General features: G+C 45.6%; 17 protein-coding genes. 6 read left to right on the forward strand and 11 right to left on the reverse strand.

Annotated features, from left to right (window positions below; genetic code table 11):
* Positions 1–48: 48 nt before the first annotated feature.
* A complete protein-coding gene (locus LNN34_RS14640) occupies positions 49–810 on the forward strand; it encodes a class I SAM-dependent methyltransferase (protein ID WP_229043711.1) in 762 nt (253 codons plus the stop codon).
* Positions 811–836: 26 nt separating this feature from the next.
* Here LNN34_RS14640 and LNN34_RS14645 read toward each other — a convergent pair whose 3' ends face one another.
* Entirely contained in the window at positions 837–1,397 is a 561-nt protein-coding gene (locus LNN34_RS14645; protein ID WP_024120152.1) for a shikimate kinase, read from the reverse strand.
* Between the two features lie 370 nt (positions 1,398–1,767).
* On the opposite strand from LNN34_RS14645, the gene LNN34_RS14650 reads away from it, so the two are divergent.
* Together LNN34_RS14650 and tmrB are read left to right on the forward strand one after the other, a co-directional pair.
* Positions 1,768–2,556, forward strand: a complete 789-nt coding sequence (locus LNN34_RS14650; RefSeq protein WP_185848313.1) for a sugar phosphate isomerase/epimerase family protein — start codon at positions 1,768–1,770, stop codon at positions 2,554–2,556.
* A gap of 54 nt (positions 2,557–2,610) precedes the next feature.
* Entirely contained in the window at positions 2,611–3,204 is a 594-nt protein-coding gene (gene tmrB / locus LNN34_RS14655) for a tunicamycin resistance ATP-binding TmrB (RefSeq protein WP_229043749.1), read from the forward strand.
* Positions 3,205–3,287: 83 nt separating this feature from the next.
* Here the strand turns inward: tmrB and nadE are convergent, their stop codons facing one another.
* Together nadE and LNN34_RS14665 are read right to left on the reverse strand one after the other, a co-directional pair.
* On the reverse strand, positions 3,288–4,106 hold the full coding sequence (gene nadE, locus LNN34_RS14660) for an ammonia-dependent NAD(+) synthetase (protein ID WP_101860186.1): 819 nt from the start codon (positions 4,104–4,106) through the stop codon (positions 3,288–3,290).
* Positions 4,107–4,239: 133 nt separating this feature from the next.
* On the reverse strand, positions 4,240–4,836 hold the full coding sequence (locus LNN34_RS14665) for a DUF1989 domain-containing protein (protein ID WP_044161986.1): 597 nt from the start codon (positions 4,834–4,836) through the stop codon (positions 4,240–4,242).
* A gap of 129 nt (positions 4,837–4,965) precedes the next feature.
* Between LNN34_RS14665 and LNN34_RS14670 the strand changes: the two genes are divergently transcribed.
* Positions 4,966–6,306 (forward strand): amino acid permease, encoded by a 1,341-nt coding sequence (locus LNN34_RS14670; protein ID WP_024120147.1) that lies wholly within the window; start codon positions 4,966–4,968, stop codon positions 6,304–6,306.
* 1 nt (position 6,307) lies between these two features.
* Here LNN34_RS14670 and LNN34_RS14675 read toward each other — a convergent pair whose 3' ends face one another.
* From LNN34_RS14675 to LNN34_RS14685, 3 genes are all read right to left on the reverse strand, one after another.
* Positions 6,308–7,069: a YqcI/YcgG family protein gene (locus tag LNN34_RS14675; protein WP_024120146.1), complete on the reverse strand. Its 762-nt coding sequence runs from the start codon at positions 7,067–7,069 to the stop codon at positions 6,308–6,310.
* Between the two features lie 69 nt (positions 7,070–7,138).
* On the reverse strand, positions 7,139–7,768 hold the full coding sequence (locus LNN34_RS14680; protein WP_024120145.1) for a LysE family translocator: 630 nt from the start codon (positions 7,766–7,768) through the stop codon (positions 7,139–7,141).
* A gap of 74 nt (positions 7,769–7,842) precedes the next feature.
* Positions 7,843–8,307, reverse strand: a complete 465-nt coding sequence (locus LNN34_RS14685) for a MarR family transcriptional regulator (RefSeq protein WP_024120144.1) — start codon at positions 8,305–8,307, stop codon at positions 7,843–7,845.
* Between the two features lie 112 nt (positions 8,308–8,419).
* Here LNN34_RS14685 and bmr3 point away from each other — a divergent pair, with 112 nt between their 5' ends.
* A complete protein-coding gene (gene bmr3, locus LNN34_RS14690) occupies positions 8,420–9,958 on the forward strand; it encodes a multidrug efflux MFS transporter Bmr3 (RefSeq protein WP_024120143.1) in 1,539 nt (512 codons plus the stop codon).
* A 40-nt stretch (positions 9,959–9,998) separates the two neighbouring features.
* On the opposite strand, the gene LNN34_RS14695 is transcribed toward bmr3, so the two are convergent.
* The 5 genes from LNN34_RS14695 to LNN34_RS14715 all read right to left on the reverse strand — a co-directional run bounded on the left by LNN34_RS14695 (position 9,999) and on the right by LNN34_RS14715 (position 17,295).
* Positions 9,999–11,624, reverse strand: a complete 1,626-nt coding sequence (locus LNN34_RS14695; protein ID WP_229043712.1) for an L-lactate permease — start codon at positions 11,622–11,624, stop codon at positions 9,999–10,001.
* Positions 11,625–11,656: 32 nt separating this feature from the next.
* Positions 11,657–12,622: an L-lactate dehydrogenase gene (locus LNN34_RS14700; protein ID WP_229043713.1), complete on the reverse strand. Its 966-nt coding sequence runs from the start codon at positions 12,620–12,622 to the stop codon at positions 11,657–11,659.
* 367 nt (positions 12,623–12,989) lie between these two features.
* Complete coding sequence (gene amyE, locus LNN34_RS14705; protein ID WP_229043714.1) at positions 12,990–14,990, reverse strand: alpha-amylase; 2,001 nt, start codon at positions 14,988–14,990, stop codon at positions 12,990–12,992.
* A 264-nt stretch (positions 14,991–15,254) separates the two neighbouring features.
* Positions 15,255–15,746, reverse strand: a complete 492-nt coding sequence (locus tag LNN34_RS14710) for a DUF6773 family protein (RefSeq protein ID WP_044162006.1) — start codon at positions 15,744–15,746, stop codon at positions 15,255–15,257.
* Positions 15,747–15,861: 115 nt separating this feature from the next.
* Positions 15,862–17,295, reverse strand: coding sequence for a YfcC family protein (locus LNN34_RS14715; protein WP_024120138.1), 1,434 nt, complete (start codon positions 17,293–17,295; stop codon positions 15,862–15,864).
* Positions 17,296–17,423: 128 nt separating this feature from the next.
* Here LNN34_RS14715 and LNN34_RS14720 point away from each other — a divergent pair, with 128 nt between their 5' ends.
* Complete coding sequence (locus LNN34_RS14720; protein ID WP_229043715.1) at positions 17,424–18,575, forward strand: M20 peptidase aminoacylase family protein; 1,152 nt, start codon at positions 17,424–17,426, stop codon at positions 18,573–18,575.
* Positions 18,576–18,584: the final 9 nt, after the last annotated feature.

Below are 18,584 nucleotides of genomic sequence, written 5' to 3' on the forward strand. Positions count from 1 at the left end.
TTGCTAACATAATCCATATCACCACCAAAAATGAAGGAGCTGGTTCACTTGCCAAATGAAACTCCGTTTTCGAAAAATGCTGAGATGTACCGTGATGAGAAGGTATTTGCTGAGGGTGAAGATTTAGCGATGCTGATCAAAACTGCGGAATGCCGTGCAGAGCAGCGAGTGCTTGATGTCGGAGCGGGAGCGGGCCATACAGCGCTGGCTTTTGCCCCTTACGTCCAAGAATGCATCGGCATTGATGCGACGCAAGAAATGGTTGACGTTGCTTCATCTTTTGCGAAAGAAAAAGGCGCTGGCAATGTACACTTTCAGAAAGGAACGGCAGAGGAGCTTCCTTTCCCTGACGATTCATTTGATGTCATCACCTGCCGATATGCGGCTCACCACTTTTCCAATGTTCATCAAGCCGTCAGTGAAGTTGCACGCGTGCTGAAAAAGAACGGGCGGTTTTTCCTGGTCGATCACTACGCGCCTGAAGCTCCTGATCTTGATGAGTTTGTCAATCATTTGAACCGGCTCAGAGATCCTTCTCACGTACGCGAAAGTTCATTATCGGAATGGCAGTCAATGTTTACGGCGAACCAGCTTGGCTATGAAGAAATCCAAAAATGGAATTTGCCGATTGAATACAACAGCTGGATCAAACGAGGCGGAACCCCCGCCGATCGGGTACAGCGTATCATCAGCCATTTGAACAACGCGTCTGACGAAGCCCGTGACACCTTTTGCCTCGAATTGAATCAAAACGGAAAGACTGAATCCTTTTGCTTAAAAGCGATATTGATCCAAGGCGTGAAGCGATAAAAAAAGCCGTGCATACCGCACGGCTTTTACATTGGCTGATAAAGATCCCAACCGATTTTTAACGTCTCCACAATGTAATCTGCAATCTCTTCAGGAGCAAGGTTGTCTGTTTCCACTTTTGAATTGTGCTTGTCATAGATGACTTTTCTCTCGTTAAACAGCTGCTCCATTTCATCCATTGACCGGTTATGCAGCACCGGACGGCTTTCGATCAGCAAATCCGCGCGCTGCTTCCAGTTCTCCCAAGACAGATCGAGGTGAAGCACCAGACAATGTTCGAGACAGCACTTTCTGATTTCCTCTTGTTTAAAAGAGCCTCCGCCAAGTGAGACAATTTTAAATCTTGTATGGTGGCATAGATTCAGGATATATTCTTTTTCTGTTTTACGGAAAAAGTCCTCACCTTTTTTTTCAAACATCTCCGGGATCGACATGTTGAAATCCTTTTCGATTTCTTGGTCAATATCGATAAAATCTCTATATAATTTCTTAGCGACCAATTGGCCGATTGTCGTTTTTCCTACACCCATGAATCCAATCAGGACGATATTTCTTTCTCTTACTGGGATGGCTCGTTTAGCGTTCATCTTCGGCGAAATCCTCCTAAGGAATGAAAGTTTATCTTCATTATATGCTGATTTTGCGAATATTTATATAGATACCGGCTCAGGCGTCCTCTATTTCATTAAGCTTTCCTACAATAAAACATAAGAAAACGCAATGGCCTCCGTGATGCAGAATAAAAGATGTAAAATGACGAAACGTCGTTTTTGAGCAGTCGGCTCCGTTTCTTTTTTGCGTTCAATAACCTTCTTGTCCGGATGACATTCATTGTACAACATTTTCAGAAATAATTTAATACTTCGACGCAAAAAAGCATTAAATGATTAAACGCACTTCCTCTCTCTGCGTTTATCCGTTTTTCATCAGGGAAAAAGAAGACGGGAGGGATGTGAGATGAAAATAAGCTTTTGTACAACCGGGTGTAAAAAGCAAAATGTAATGGACGTCATTTCCTTTGCGAAGGAGCAGTCCTTTGACGGGATTGATTTGTGGTACGGCCACATCGAACAGTATGAACAGGACTTCGGGCCGCTGGACGGCCTTTATACCCTGCTGCTGCAGCATAAACTGAAGGTGCCCGCGGTCAGCTTATACACCGATTTTGTGACACAAGGAGAAGAAGAGACAAAAGAAGCAGTGAGAAAAGGGCTTCGGGCGGCGAGACAGCTTCACAGCCCGCTTATTCGCGTATTTGCCGGCAATCAGGCGTCAAACAGAACGTCACCGGAAAAATGGCTGCGTGCGGTTGAACAATTCCAGCAGGCTGCGCAAATGGCAGACGGCTATGAGGTGAATATCGGTCTGGAAATTCACTACGATACGTATGCCGATACACCTGAAGCTGCTTTAACATTTTTGAAGGATGTCGGCCATCCAAGACTCCGAACGATTTTTGACGGGTCAAATCTGCACGTGAACCGAATTGACCAGCTGCCCGCTTTAGAAAAAACCTTTCATACGAACAGCCATATCCATTTGAAAAACTACCGCTGGAACTTTGATAACTGGTATCTGAGCGAGCCAACTCCGATTTTTCAAGGAGATCTCGATCAAAAAGCATTTTTAAAAGAGCTGATGAACAGACAATATGATGGTTTTGTTTCTCTTGAGTATTTTGGAGAACATGCCTTTACGCATATAAAGGAATCGCTCCGCGAATATACGTCTGTTTTTTCCCGCTGACTCTTCGATCGAAGGGTCTTTTTTTGTATCATAAACAAAAAGGGGGATATCATGATGATCATTTGGATAAATGGGGCTTTCGGTTCCGGAAAAACACAAACAGCGTTTGAACTGCACAGAAGGCTGAAATCGTCTTACGTATATGATCCTGAAAAGATGGGATTTGCGATGCGTTCGATGATACCGCCGGATATCGCTGAAGATGACTTTCAAAGCTACCATCTGTGGCGGGAATTCAATTACAGCATGCTTTCCTATTTGTCAGATACATATCAGGGCATCATCATTGTGCCCATGACCATTACGAATGATCAATACTTCGATGACATTATCTGCAGGCTGAGACAGGATGGCCGGACCATTCACCACTTTACCCTGCTGGCTTCAAAGGAAACATTGCTGAAACGCCTGCGCACCAGAGCGGAAGGAAAAAACTCCTGGGCCGCAAAACAAATCGACCGCTGCATCAACAGCCTGTCTGATAGCCTCTTCACAGAACATCTCCATACAGACCAAATGTCTATTCAGCAGGTCGCAGAAACGATCGCTGTCCAAGCAAATCTGCCGCTTGATCCTGATTCGAGAGGCAGCCTGCGAAGATTCACTGACAGATTGATGGTGAAGCTGAATCATATCCGCATCAAATAAAAGACGTTTTGAAAACATGTCCCTGATACATGCAAATGAATCAATAAATAAAAAGCCCACTCCAAGAGTGGGCTTTTATCATATTATTTCCACCAGTCATCAAACATAGAAGCTGGGACCTGGCGCTTATGCTCCGTCACGCTGTAGCGTTTCTCCAGCGCTTCTGACGCCTTCGCCGATACTTCTTTTCCTTCGAGATAATCATCAATCTCATCGTAGGAAATGCCAAGCTCAGTTTCATCAGACTGCTGCGGCTTTTCATCCAGCAGATCGGCAGTCGGTTCTTTTAAGTATAAGCGTTCCGGTGCATCCAGCTCTTTCAGCAGGCTTCTTCCCTGACGCTTTGTTAAACCTGTCAGCGGCAGGAGATCTGCACCTCCGTCACCGTATTTCGTAAAGAAACCAGTCACGGCTTCGGCCGCATGGTCTGTTCCAATCACAAGAAGGCCTTCTTGGCCGCCGATCGCATATTGAGCAATCATTCTCGTTCTCGCTTTTACGTTTCCTTTATTAAAGTCTGTCAGCTTATCGCCTGTCTCTTGCTGATATTGATCCGCAAAAGCGCTGACTGTTGATTGAATGTCAAATTTCCATGATTTATCCGGCTTGATGAATTTCAGAGCGAGCTGAGCATCATCTTCATCCTGCTGTGTGCCGTGCGGAAGACGGACCGCGATAAATTGAGCGTCTCCGCCCTCCTCGCGAATGCTTTCCACCGCAAGCTGAGCAAGTCTTCCCGCAAGTGTTGAATCCTGTCCGCCGCTGATGCCAAGCACAAGTCCTTTAGCGCCGGTTTTCTTTACGTATTGTTTTAAAAAATTGACTCTGTCCTCAATTTCTTGCTTTGGATCAATTGAGGGCTTCACATGTAATTCACGCATAATCTTTTCCTGCATGCTCATCCCAATCATTCCTCCTGTACATTTTCGCTTGTTTCTTACTGTTCATTTCCCCGAATCAATGAAAATGAATCATGACTGTTATGTATCCATATTAACTATAGCACAGGTCTTATTTCATAGTGAATAAGAGAGATCAGCTGACTTCAACCCGTATGGACGTCACACTGTCGCCATTGCACTTTCCTTTTTCAATCGGGCAGGAAGAAAACGCGACAACCAAATCCATCTCCGCTCTGAGTCTGACGTAATCCCCGGCATTTGACAGCGGCGTTTCCACAGACAGATTCCCCTTCTCATCCAGAACGGTATTCATAAAAATCGCAAACGGATAATGCATATGCGGCTTCGGCACGCCGAACTGCTCAAGCGCCCGGTTCATATTGTCATAACACGTATCCTGGAACTCGTCCTTTTGTTTTCCGTATAACAGCCTGTTCATGTCAGGACGGCAGGCCGGCAGAAGCAAGTCATGCTTGCCGACTGTATCCTCAATGAGCGTTAGCATCGGTTTATACAAATTAGAGTAAATATGATCGTTGACCTTCACATGAATGGAATGATTGGCATCAATGGTCGCTCCCTGATCAAGATGCTCATAAAAATCCTTTGCGTGGTACGCCACAAAATCAGCAACCTGCTGCCCCTCTACATCAACCACCTTCAAAATCTGGCCCTTTTTCAGCTTCAGGCCGAGCCCTTTCTTCGGCTGAACGATATATTGCTGTGTCATCCGCTTCGCTCCTTTTTCTATTAGTATGAACGTTTACCATCGCCTCCATGTAAAAAGAGGCAAAAATCCGATGCATATAAGCCTTGCGCGGGTTGCAATCTAACCTTAGATAAAAGGGGTTGAATGTAAATGAGTCAAGCAAAAAAAGACCAAGAAAAAGGAAATCTGGCTTGGTGGCAGCTTTCATTAATCGGGATAGGATGCACAATCGGAACGGGATTTTTTCTCGGTTCCAGCATCGCAATTGTGAAAAGCGGATTTTCCGTTCTGCTTTCATTTCTAATTGGAGCGATCGGCACTTATTTTGTATTCGAACAGCTTGCCAAACTTTCGGCAAAACACCCTGAAAAGGGCTCGTTCTGTTCATATGCGAGAAAAGCGTTCGGCAGGTGGGCCGGCTTCAGCAATGGCTGGGTGTACTGGTCATCTGAAATGCTGATTACCGGAAGCCAGCTGACAGCCATTTCGTTATTTACGAAGCATTGGTTTCCTCAAGTGCCGCTGTGGGTATTTGCTTCCATCTATGCTGTACTTGGGCTTCTCATTATTTTTACCGGACTTTCTGTTTTTGAAAAAACAGAAAACGTGCTGGCAGTTATCAAAACAGCCGCTATCTTCATGTTTATCGTGATTGCCATTCTGGCTTTGTGCGGCATATTATCAGGCGGAAAGCCGGAGGTGCAGATTCCGAATGAGACGAAAGAATTTTTCCCATTCGGAGCTATGGGGCTGTGGACAGGCCTGATTTATGCATTTTACGCGTTTGGCGGCATTGAAGTCATGGGGCTCATGACGGTTCATTTAAAGAAGCCGGAGGAAGCCTCAAAATCAGGAAAGCTGATGCTGGCAACGCTGGCGATTATTTATATCATTTCAATCGGGCTCGCTTTGCTACTAGTTCCTTTACACAAGTTTACAGAACAGGACAGCCCGTTTATTACGTCTTTAAAAGGATTTCATCTCGAAGTGATCCTTGATATTTTTAACGGCATTTTTATTATCGCGGGCTTCTCGACCCTTGTCGCTTCACTCTTTGCCGTGACAACATTGCTTTGTACGATGGCCGATGACGGCGACGCGCCGAAATGCTTTACTCTAAAAGAAGGCAAAAAAATATGCTGGCCCGCGCTCGGATTAACATTTGCGGGGCTTATCGTGTCTATCGTACTGTCTTTAGTGCTGCCTAAAAATATATATGAGCACATGACAACAGCGGCCGGGCTTATGCTTTTATACACTTGGCTGTTTATCCTGTTCTCCAGCAAAAAGCTGACCGATCCGGCAGCCATGGCGAAAACGCAAATTTATCTGGCGACAATTCTGATCGCGGCGGCTGTGTCCGGCACGCTGTTTGAAAAATCAAGCCGACCCGGATTTTTTGTCAGCTTGGGATTTCTAGCTGTCATTGCCGTTGTCACCTTGATCTATCAAAAAAAGCAGGGACATAAAGACCGCCCTGCCAGCTCGTGAACTATTTCATTTTGTTAAACATGTTCTTTAAATATGAAAACGGGCATTTTGATACCTGTTTTTCATCATCCCGGAGAAAATACTGTTTCCATTCCCGGTTATCCTTTCCTCCGTACCAGCCTAAATGCGGATGAATCGGAGCTTGATCATAAGCCTGTAAACGGGATCGGATCAGCCTGCTCATGTTTCGGCCAGATGCGGTTGAACCATTTAGATCTTCAAACACCCATCTTGGCTGGAACGTGATCATAAAATAAGGAAAGCTTCGGCTTCTCCTCGCATCATGAGCCGGCGTTGCACACAGAATAAAATACGGCTCGCCGTCAAAACAAAACTCCCATTTATAATGCTCTGGATCGGCCGGAATATCTGCCGGCCACTCTTTTTCATCTTGTTCGCTCAGTCTATTTAAAAAGCGCCAAAACAGCTCTTCATATGCTTCAATGGAATAATGCTCAGCCAAATCCTCCGGTGTATCAAATAACACAACCAATGACGTATACTTCCCGGAGTCTCGCGAGATATTCCCATACTCCGCAAGCAGCGGCGCCAGTTCCTCCACCGTACCGTTTTCCCTGGGATCTCCTGCAAAGGCAATGCGAAGCTGATCAGTCAGAAATGCCTGACGGCCGGGAATACACGGGAACGTATCCGCGTCATCCGCCAAAGTTTCTGCTAATAGCTCAAAAGCGATTTTTTGCCATTCCGGGAACTCAGCTTGATTCCGTTCCAGAAAACTTTTGGTGTAAATCCCTTTCACCATTGATCCACCTCCAGTATCATCTGGATACTATATTAAAACGGAAGGCGGCAGGTGACTGTCCTTTTTGAATCAGCCCAATAACTCTTTAATGCCTTGATAACCGAAGTAAAAACCGAATACAAGCAAGGATATGCCAGCAATCGCGGTGAATCCCCGCAACAGCTTTTCGTGAAGCAGGTTCCTGAATGTACTGGCTGCGATCGCCATGCAAAAATCCCAGATTAAAATGCCAATCATAATGCCGGAACTATAGATGAGAAGCTGACTCATATTGTAAGCCTCCGCCGTTTTTGCAAGAATACTCCCGTAAATCCCAAGCCAAAAGAGGATACTCAATGGATTTGACAATGAGATGAGAAAACCCGAGGCAAATGTTTTTCTGTAGGACGGCTTCCCCTTCGAGCTGCGTACGTCTATCGCTTCCCTGATATTCTTCAGCGTTTCAATACCGGTATAGGTCAGTACAAAAAAGCCAAAGAGCCACAAAAACGTTTTCACAAACGGAGCGGTCAAAAACTGTGACAGACCGAAATAGATGAAAAGCATGTACAGTCCGTCAGCTGTCATGGCGCCTAAACCAAAAATCCACGCATGCCAAAACCCGTTTTTAATGCCTTTATCGATTTGCGCCGCATTGACAGGTCCCACAGGCGCAGACAAGGACAGCCCCAGCACAATATAACTCAAAAAAATGTTCACCGGCCCGTACTCCCCTCTCTTACTCAACTTGTACAATTTATTCGGGAACGGGCCAAGCTATGCACAAAAATCACCTATTGTTTCAAGCGGTCAAGCTCTTCCTCTATAATATCGGAGGCTTTGCCGATAAAACCGAAAATCAGTTCCAATTCCTCCTCCGTATACTCGCGGCACAGATCCATCGTCGACTCTGACAGTGAACGGAACAAATCCTTCACATGCTGTTTAGAAGCGGTTAAAGGCACGATAATCACTCTTCTGCGGTCGTTCGGATCCTTTTCGCGCGTCACATACCCCGCTTTTTCGAGGCGGTCAACAAGCGCCGTAACGGAACCCGTGCTGAGTCCCGTCTTTTTCCCCAGTTCACCGGCCGTCATTGGCCCCGCTTCATTTAAGATGTCAGCTGATTTCAAATCGGTGGGAAACAGACCGAGAGCCTGAGCGGCTGCCTGATGAAACAGAACCGTTCTTGTGCCCAATTTCCGAAAAAGCTTAACGGAAGTCTTTTCCAACTCACTTCTGGAATCTCTTGTTGACAACTGACAGTCCTCCCTATAAAATCAAATTTATCTTGATAATCGAGATAATTAATAATCAAACTATTATCATGATATCAAACCTTACTTAGAAAAGGTAGAGGAGGTAGAATAAATGGATACAACAGCCGCAAAAAATCCTTCCACTAAATTTGTGGTTCTCGGTCTTTTGCTGGGCATTTTAATGTCGGCAATGGACAATACAATTGTTGCCACAGCGATGGGCAGCATCGTGGCTGATCTTGGAAGCTTTGATAAATTTGCATGGGTAACTGCATCCTACATGGTAGCGGTGATGGCTGGAATGCCGATTTACGGCAAGCTTTCCGACATGTACGGCCGAAAACGTTTTTTCCTGTTTGGACTTATCTTTTTCTTAATCGGGTCGGCATTATGCGGAATCGCACAAACAATGAACCAGCTGATCATCTACCGGGCCATTCAGGGGATTGGGGGCGGAGCGCTCCTGCCGATTGCCTTCACGATTATCTTTGATTTGTTTCCGCCGGAAAAACGCGGAAAAATGTCAGGCATGTTCGGCGCTGTATTTGGATTATCAAGTGTTCTCGGCCCGCTGTTAGGCGCTATTATCACAGACTCTATCAGCTGGCACTGGGTGTTTTACATCAACGTCCCTATCGGCGCACTGTCATTGTTTTTCATCATTCGCTATTACAAAGAATCGCTGGAGCATAAAAAGCAGAAAATTGATTGGGGCGGCGCGATTACTTTAGTCGTATCCATTGTGTGCCTGATGTTCGCGCTTGAGCTCGGCGGCAAAACATACGACTGGAATTCGATTCAAATCATTGGCCTGTTTATCATTTTCGCTGTTTTCTTTATTGCCTTTTTTATTGTGGAGAGAAAAGCGGAAGAACCGATTATCTCCTTCTGGATGTTTAAGAACCGCTTGTTTGCCACAGCGCAGATTCTCGCTTTTCTTTATGGCGGAACATTCATTATTTTAGCAGTGTTTATTCCGATTTTCGTACAGGCGGTATACGGCAGCTCAGCGACAAGCGCAGGCTTCATTCTGACACCGATGATGATCGGATCAGTGATCGGAAGTATGATCGGCGGAATCTTCCAAACGAAGGCAAGCTTCCGCAATCTGATGCTGATTTCTGTCATATCTTTCTTTATCGGCATGCTGCTGCTTTCCAATATGACGCCGGACACAGCGCGCGTATGGCTGACTGTCTTTATGATGATTTCAGGCTTCGGCGTAGGCTTTAACTTCTCGCTTCTCCCGGCAGCATCCATGAATGATCTTGAACCTCGTTTTCGGGGAACGGCCAACTCCACGAATTCATTTTTACGATCATTCGGCATGACGCTCGGCGTCACGATTTTCGGCACGGTTCAGACGAACGTATTCACAAACCAGCTCAGCGATGCCTTCAGCGGGATAAAAGGCTCCGCCGGCTCAGGCGCTCCGCAGAATATCGGTGATCCACAGGCGATTTTCCAAGCCGGCACACGATCACAGATCCCTGATGCGATTCTGAACCGGATCATCGACGCCATGTCATCAAGCATCACATATGTCTTTTTACTTGCTTTGATTCCAATTGTTCTCGCGGCGATCACCGTTTTGTTTATGGGAAAAACAAGAGTCAAAACAACTGAGGAAATGACGAAGAAAGCAAATTAATACAAAAAGCAGTACACCTCGAGTGTACTGCTTTTTTCTATTAAACACCTAATCTTGCAAGAATAAACGTCCATATGCAGATGATCAATAGCAGAATCAGACTGTACATCACTGTCCGTTTAAACAGCTTTGATTCCTTCCCTGTCTGGCCGACCGCGGCAGCGGCAATGGCGATAGATTGCGGAGAAACGAGCTTCGCCATCACCCCGCCCGCCGTATTTGCGGCTAACAGCAAATCAGAACCGGCACCGATCTGTGCTCCGGTGACAACCTGCAAATGCCCGAACAGAGCGTTATTGCTGACAACTGAGCCAGTAATGAACACGCCGATCCAGCCGAGCACAGGACTGACAAACGGGAACAAATCACCTGTTTTCGCCAGTGCCAGCCCGATGGAAGAGCTGAGCCCCGCGAAGTTGGCCAGATTGGCAAACGCCATCACAAAGCAGATCGTGACAATCGGCATCCACAGTTCTTTCCCTGTCTCCTTCAAGCAACTGAAGCCATCCCGATAAGAGAAATTTTTGCTGAACAGTCCTGTAACGATGACTGCGGCTAAAATCGCTGTACCTGTCGCCGATAACAAATCGACTTTAAAAATCGCATCAAGCGGCATGGCAGATGGGGCAATTGGCGGCATTTTCATAATTTGCTGATGCAGAAAAGGCATCTTGAGCAAAAGCGTTGTCTGATAGAAGAGCCCGCCTTCTTGGAAAAGCGCTTTGAATGCAGGAAGGCTCCAGATGGTGATCGCCGCAGTTAAAATGTAGAAAGGAGACCACGCCTTGGCAATGTCTGCGGCGCTGTATCTCTTTTTTTCACCGGTTTCTTCAGCTCCCTGCTCACGGTAAATCTCTTTCGGCTGCCACTTGCGCAGGAAGAGCGCAAGCCCGCCCATACTGAACAGCGCCGCCAAAATGTTAGCTAATTCCGGTCCGAGCACAGCCATTGTCAGCGTCTGAACCGCTGTATATATACCGCTGACAACCAACAAGGCAGGCCAGGTTTGTTTGATTCCCTTCATCCGGTCTAATAAGAACACGAGTAAAAACGGAATCAGAAAAGTAATCATCGGCAGTGTCCAGATCAATGCCCGAGACAGCTCAAGAGAAGACAAGTCTCCAATTTGCGCGCCTGTAATCACCGGTATCCCGATCGCGCCAAAGGCTCCAGAGGCAGCATTCGCAATCAAACAGAGCGCCGCCGCCTTTAACGGTTTAAAGCCAAGTTCGACGAGCAGCGCCGCACTAATTGCAATCGGAACACCAAAGCCGGCCGCGCCTTCCAAAAATGCGTTAAAACAAAAACCGATTAATAATAGCTGTAATCTTTGGTCAGGCGAAATGCCGGCAATGCTGGAACGAATAATGGTAAACTTCCCGGTTTTCACAGCGATTTTATAGAGCCACACTGCCATCAGGACAATGTAGCCGATCGGCCACAAACCGCTTCCGATGCCTAATAAAACAGAAGAAACGGCTTTTTCAACCGGCATATGAAATGCCAATACGGCAACCAAAAAGCTGGCGGCTAGGGTCAGAAATGCCGCAAGAATGCCTTTCATCTTAAAAACGGTTAAAGCTAAGAGAAAAAAGAGAATCGGTGTGAGCGCAACCAGTGCGCTCACATACTCGTTTCCAAACGGATCATACAACTGCTCCCACATTGACAATCAGCCCTTTACTCTATAGTTGCGTTCTAGTTGACGTTTTGTTCTGCAAAATGCGGTTTCAAAATGTTTTTGAGCACGTTGGCGCTGTGGTTAAACTGCTCTTTTTCTTTCTCATTTAAGTTCAGCTCAGTGATGCCAGCGACTCCGCCGCGGTTGACGACAGCCGGCACTCCGATGTACACGTCATCTGCTCCGTATTGTCCGTCCAAATATGTGCTGACTGTTAAAATGCTATTTTCATTATGAAGAATCGCTTTAGTGATTCGCGCAAGGCTCATGGCTACCCCGTAATATGTCGCGCCTTTTTTCTCAATGATATGATAAGCGGCGTTTTTCACGTCATCCACGATCTGTTCAAGCTCTTCTTGTTTGTATGCTTCGTTTTTCTCAACCAGTTCACTGACCGGCACTCCGCCGATATTCGCGTGGCTCCAGACAGGAAGCTCAGTATCGCCGTGTTCGCCGATAATATGAGCGTGCACGTTGTGTGCCGCTGCACCGAAGTATTCGCTCAGCATGTAACGGAATCTCGCAGAATCAAGTGTTGTGCCGCTTCCGATCACTCGCTCTTTTGGCAGACCGCTGAATTTCCATGTTGCATAAGTCAGAATATCAACCGGATTTGTCGCGATTAAGAAAATGCCGTCAAATCCGCTCGCCATGACTTCACTGACGATTCCTTTGAAGATCTTTAAGTTCTTTTCTACTAATTCAAGGCGTGTCTCACCAGGCTTTTGGTTTGCGCCGGCGCAGATGCAGACAATATCAGCATCCTTGCAGTCTTCATATGTTCCGAAAGATGTTTTGACCGGATGCGGCGCAAACGCCTTTCCGTGATTTAAATCCATTACATCGCCCATTGCTTTTTCTTTATTTAAATCAATGACCACAAGTTCATCTGTGATCCCTTGGTTAATTAACGCAAATGCATAACTGCTTCCAACAAAACCCGCTCCGATTAAAGCTACTTTATTTACACGTTCATTCATCATTTATCCTCATCCTCCAGTGTTTGTTTTTCTTCGATGTTTGTTTGTGAAGTATTTCACATTTATATTGTGCAACATTTCACAAACTTTTGCAAGAGAAAAGATTTGTCTGATTTATGAACAAAAAAAGAAACTATCTATGATAGTTTCTTACCGTTTTCTTGGGTGATTTTCAGCATGAGAATCGCAAGACAAAGAAGGAATGTTTGTTAGTTTCTTTCGCTGCATTCCTCAAAAAGCATTGTATCGGGCAATGTGAATGCTCATTATTTATCATGATTGTGACGCATCGATCTGACATTGCCGGAGTCTATACATGGTGATCTCCAAACAGATAAAGTAAGCGATTGTTCACTTTAGGGTATTGTTGTTAACGAAATGTCCGGACTAAATGGGGCAAAGAACCATTTAAGCCAGAGTCATTATATAAACCATTTTGCACGTAATCAAAACCAGGTTGATTCTGGCCAGGTACTTGGGCGCTGCCGTTGTTAAAAATCACTTTGGCGTTTTTTGTATCAGTATCCGCCGATAACGTCAGAGTGTAAATGCCGTCTGCATTCTTACTCATTGCTTTTCCCGGCCAAGATCCGGTCAATTCTATTGCCTGCCCCCCATTCTCCTTGTATACATATGCATTAACTTGACCCCAATTATTTTGGTTTTGATAGCCTATTCTTTTCTCAGAAGATGGGTCTGTTTTTACAAAAGTGTATTCTTTTGTCCCAGATGCTCCATTACTGTTCGTTCCTTTTAAAGTGATCTTGTATGTTGTATTAAACGGTTCCCCTTTTCCGATCGTTAATTGATCTCCATCCTGAAACTGTGTCTTCTCACCATGATTTATTTGATAGACAGCTTTTGCGGTATGAGCGTCGGCACGCAGAGTTACCGTTAGCTGATCATCATAGAAAGAATGGGTTACACCTGTTTGATAATTCTCGAGGAAGACATTAGGTACATTTGCGGTATCTTCCGCATAAAGCACAACCACACCTCTGCCGCTGATTGTACCTGTCAGTTTGCCATCTGTTACTTTAAACGAACCATCCCCGGCTTTATTATCGTAGCTGCCATCAGGTAATTCCGTTGAAGTATGAATGGAAACTGGTGATGAAGATGCATTTGCCAAAACAGCACCTTCAGGGCCGCGCTGATTCATGAATATCTGATTGTTTCCATCCGGGTTAGAGAGTTTCTCAGGCTGTCCGGCCATGGCATTATGAAATGTATTGACTGCAGCGATGGTTTGATCTTTAAATAAAGCACTCCCGCGATCACCTAATTGACTTTTCCCAGGGAATCTTACACCATTTCCGCCGCCCTCAGGTCTGGAGAAAAACAAGGGTGTACTTCCTGAACGAGAAGCAATAATCGCCCAGCCTAAACGAATATCATCATCGCTCATCCATGTAGATTCTTCATCATCATTGGCATACGTATCATGCGATTCCACCCATGTGACCAAATCGTCCGCAGATACATGAGATGCATAATTGGAGATGTTCGATGCGCTAAAATTGCGATTCTTTAAAGCAGACCTTATGGAATGCCCATAGTTTGATGCTGTAACATTCATATAATTCGCATATGCAGCATCTCGGGAAGCACTGTCTTGTAATATTTCTCCATATTGGAATTCTGCAGAAGTATCTGTGATATTCGGCCAAAAATGACTGCCAAAATCACCGTCATCCGGAAGCTCTATATGTTTGGCCGCATCATACCTAAATCCGTCAGCACCGTCATCCAATGCCCTTTCCAGAAAATGTTTCAGATATGACTGTACTTGTGTATTCTGCGTATTCCAATCATAAAGCCCCAGCAATGAATTCTGCGTGACATCCCTTCGATCGGACCAATTTTTAATTTGTGTGTTTCCATGCGTCCAATTTGAAATACTTTTAATTTCATTTGAAATCGCAGTATAGTCACTGGTTGTGTGATTGATGACGGCATCGACAATAACCTTCACGCCATATTCTTCAGCCGTCGCACACATTTCTTTAAACTCTTCCTCGGAACCCAAGTACCTGTTGCCAATCTGGTAAGAGGTCGGCTGGTAAAGCCAATACCAGTTCCTCATGCTTTTATCTCCATTATTTCCTTCCTTTACTTGATTAATAGGAGACGTCTGAATGGCAGTATATCCTGCATCATGGATATCCTTCATATTATTTTTCAAGGTGTTAAACGACCAATTCCAAGCATGAAGAATGGTCCCGCTCTTTATTGATGGCGCTGTATATTCATTTGATTGGTTCGCGGTCTCTGCATTTACAGCCACCGGCCCTGCCAGAATCAAATGAAACAGCAATAATAATCCAGCGAATAACGGCAGTAAAGAGGTATTTAATCGTTTTTTAGACATTCTGGACACTCCTTATTTCATTTTTCATTTCTGAAGACTTACTGCGGAGTCAGAAATCCCTCTTACTCAATCCTTCCACTTCCTCCTTTCAGACGCATGTGAAGACTGGAGAAATTTGTTAACGCTTACATTTTAAACTATCATACTCTCTCTATCAAAACAACTTGATAGAGTCATTTCCCAAACAGACATCTCGAGCCATTTTACATTCTTAAACAGCAAGTGGCGATATTGTCTGATTTATGAACAAAAAAGAAACCATCTCTATGATGATTTCTTCTTGAACTCCTTTTTTACCGTTCTTCTGTAAGACAGCTTCACGATTCCGAATCGAAGCAGAAACAGAACGCCGCCGCAGACGATAAATAGGAGAATCATTTTCAGCCAAGCGAAGAATGTATGGGGAACTCCCCTGTCATACATCGTAAGCACCACTACCGCAAAGGCGACAGCTATTGATTCTATGAACTGCTGCTTCACCCGTTTATGCAGTTCTTCCTCGGTGTCTATTCTCGGCATCAGCATTCCAGAAGCTGATGCCCTGATGCAGTAATATAAGATGATAATGAACAAAAACACAAGGCTCGAGACCCATTCTTTAAACGGAAATTCAAACATAATGCCGCGGATGATCACATCCAGGAGCGCAAACGCCCCGGCTAACTTGCCGATATCCGACCAGATCTTTTGTTCTTTTTCTTTTACTCTCTTATTTTTCCCATTCACGCCTGAAAGTCTGTTATGCAGATTATTCATGACCTTCCTCCCGCACTTTTACGAATGGCTTATGGCTTACATGTTACAATAACAGCCTGCGCTTCTGCAACGAATAAATGAAAAGCCCGCCGTACAAGCCGGCGGGCAGCAATGTTTAAAACGGCCCCCAATTGATCAGGACACCGATACAAATAAACACAAGCCCGATTAAGAACCAAATCAGAGCGAGCGGCAGCATAAACCGAAGCCACTTGACGTACGGAATTCCGCTGGCGGCAAGCACTGCCATCAAAACGCCGGACGTCGGGTTCACACAGTTGACGACCCCTTCTCCAAGCATAACCGCTTCCACCGCGACCTGTCTCGTGATGCCCATCAAATCAGCGAGCGGCGCCAGAATCGGAATGAACACAACCGCTTCGCCCGATCCTGAAGAGATGAGAAAATGAAGCAGGGCGCTGGCGATATACATGCCGATTGCGCCGGCCATCGGACTGAACCCGTCCAAAACCGAAGCCAAAGCATTGACGACTGTATCCAGCAGCTTCCCATTTTCAAGAATGACAGAAATGCTCCGCGCCATCCCGACAATCAGCGCACCGTATACAAGGCTCTGACAGCCGGTAATAAAAGTTTTGGCAATATCGTTTGCCGCAAGCCCTCCAATGAATCCGGCAAGGACAGAAATAAAAATAAACGTCGCAGCCATTTGGGAATCTGACCAGCCGAGCTTCAATGCGCCGTACAAAAATCCGATCAGCGACAAACCCGCCACTCCCAAAATCAGCTTATGGCGAACGGTAAACGGCACAGACTTATCTTCTTCTTGATTCGCATCGCTCAATCCTGCCGCCGGGAACCAGTTTGTGCCTAACACACTGGCATCCTTTGATTTCTTTAATTTTCTTGTATACCAATAGATATAAATGATAGAAGACACCAAAAAGCATAAGTATATGACCACACGAAGGCCGATCCCCGAAAACAGAGGCAGCTCCGCAATCGATTGCGATAAGCCAAGCGGGGACGGTGATAAAATGGTAGAGTTAAACCCGGCATAGCAGCCAATATAAATAACAGCCGCACCCGCGACCGCATCCCATTTTAAGGAGCGTGCGACAATAAGGCCGATGGGGATGAATCCGATCACTGAATTCACGACAATTCCAGTCGTTCCAAGAATAGAAAACAACGCACCGACAATACAAATAAATAATAATTGCTTTGTGCGGAACTTGCTGATGACATTGTAAATCAGTCCGTTAATGGCACCTGTTTTTTCTAAAATAGCGATCGTGCCGCCTGTGAATAAAATCAGAAAAATAATAGGCGCTGATCCCACCATTCCATCCTGAAGAGAAGTGAAAAAGCTGATCAGGCTGACCGGAGACTGTTCAATTGAATGGTAGCTTCCCGGCACCGCAGTGGTAACCTCCCCTTTCGTCACACGGTCAAATTCTCCCGCCGGCACAATATACGAAGCAACGGCGCAAATGAAAGCGATGATAAATAAGAGGACATAGGCGTCAGGCATGTTAAAGGCGGTGCGTTTCTTCTTTGGCTGTGTTTCGGCTGCTGGCATACTCATATTTCGATCCATCCCCTCTTTTTAGAAAATATCTATTATTCTGAAAAATATAAATATGTGCTATATTATAAACAGCCTATCTACCTGTTTCAATATAAAAAAAAGGAATGAAGGAGGTTTTTCTTCCCATGCAAAAACTCTCAGAAGAAATGAAACAAACCGTAATGCACATCTTTGAACATCTTCACGCCAACCCTGAAGTCAGCTGGAAAGAATATGAGACAACTGAATTTCTTAAACAAAAACTCGAAGATGCAGAGTGCCGCACGCGCACGTTTTCAGATTGTACCGGAGTTGTCGGCGAAATAGGTTCGGGTTCGCCTGTTGTAGCTGTCCGCGCTGACATTGATGCATTATGGCAGGAGGTCAACGGCACATTTCGCGCCAATCATTCCTGCGGGCATGATTCGCATATGACAATGGCTTTAGGTACGTTAATGCTGCTGAAAAAACAGCCGCAGCTTCCGAGCGGAACGATCCGTTTTATCTTTCAGCCCGCAGAAGAAAAAGGCGGCGGCGCTCTGAAAATGATAGAGGAAGGCGTGCTTGATGACGTCGACTATTTGTATGGCGTCCACGTCCGTCCAATTCAGGAAACCCAAAACGGACGCTGCACCCCATCCATTCTGCATGGGTCAAGCCAGCACATCGAAGGCACAATCATCGGAGAGGAAGCTCATGGCGCACGGCCGCATCTTGGCAAAAACAGCATCGAAATCGCTGCATTTCTCGTACATAAGCTGGGGCTGATTCACATTAATCCGAAAATCCCGCACACAGTCAAAATGACAAAGCTTCAAGCCGGCGGCGACAGCTCCAACATCATTCCCGGAAAAGCGACCTTCAGCCTTGACCTGCGGGCGCAAACAAATGAAGCCATGGAGACGCTGATCGCAGAAACAGAAAGAGCCTGCGAAGCGGCTGCCGCGGCATTCGATGCGAAAATTGAACTTCACAAGGAACACAGCCTTCCGGCGGCAACACAAAATAAAGAAGCTGAAAGCATTATGGCTGAAGCAATCACAGACGTTATCGGAGCTGATCAGCTCGATGAACCGCTTGTGACAACCGGCGGCGAAGACTTTCATTTTTATTCTGTGAAAGTGCCGAACCTTAAAACGACCATGCTTGGCCTCGGCTGCGGACTTCAGCCAGGACTCCATCACCCGCATATGACCTTTGACAGAAACGCGATGTTTACCGGGATTCACATTTTAGCAAACGCCGTGTTAAAAACGTTCCAAAAAGCCGATACACTCGCATCAGCCAACGCTTCTTAAATCAAAAAA

This window comes from Bacillus sp. AF23 (assembly GCF_020861455.1).
Taxonomy (GTDB): Bacteria; Bacillota; Bacilli; order Bacillales; family Bacillaceae; genus Bacillus; species Bacillus halotolerans.